At 79.9% G+C, this 730-nt stretch carries 1 pseudogene; it reads left to right on the top strand.

Annotated features, from left to right (window positions below):
- A pseudogene (locus IH13_RS0123225) lies at positions 1–730 on the top strand (serine protease); the annotation flags it as partial.

The raw sequence follows: 730 nt of genomic DNA on the forward strand, positions 1-730 counted from the left end.
GAGCCGCTGCCCGTCGCCGTACGCGACCGGATCGAGACGGGCACCTATGTGCGCATCGCCGCCCACGGCTGGCGGGAGGCCAGGGTGCTGGGGACCGTTCCCGCGGTCTACGAGGAGGGCGGTCGCAGCCATCCCGTGGGCGACGCGCTGGAGCTGGCGCTCGGCACCGACGGGCGGGACGCCCTCCGGTCGGGCGGCGCGGCCGTCGGGGGGCCGGTCGTCGATCCGGGCACCGGGGCCGTGCTCGGCGTCCTCTCCACCGGCCTGCGGGCCGGACACGAGGCCGGCGGGCTCGCCGTGCCGCTCGGCACCCACGGCCCGGGACCGGACGCCGAGGGGCCGCTGGGCGAACTGCTGCGGCGCAACGCCGACGTCGTGCCCGGTTACGGCTGCGACCTGAACCTCGCGGGAGCCCTGCAGCTGACCGCGACCACCCTCGGCCACCGGCCGGACGGACCCGACCCGGTCGAACGGCCGGGCGTGACGGCGGAGCTCACGGCCTTCGGGCGCGGTCCGGGCGTCGTGCTGGGGCTCGTCGGCGCCCCGGGGACGGGCCGCACCACCGAACTGGCCGCGCTGGTCGCCCGGCGGACCGGCGGCGCCGTCCCCGCCCTCGCCCTCTGGCTGCGCGGCGCCGACCTGCTGGCCGAGGACGCCTCGGTCGCCGACGCGCTGAGCCGCGCGCTCGGCCGTTCCGGGCGGATCGCCGCCGCCGCGGGAGCCCGGGGCG

It is taken from the genome of Streptomyces sp. NRRL WC-3549 (genome assembly GCF_000721935.1).
Taxonomy (GTDB): domain Bacteria; phylum Actinomycetota; class Actinomycetes; order Streptomycetales; family Streptomycetaceae; genus Streptomyces.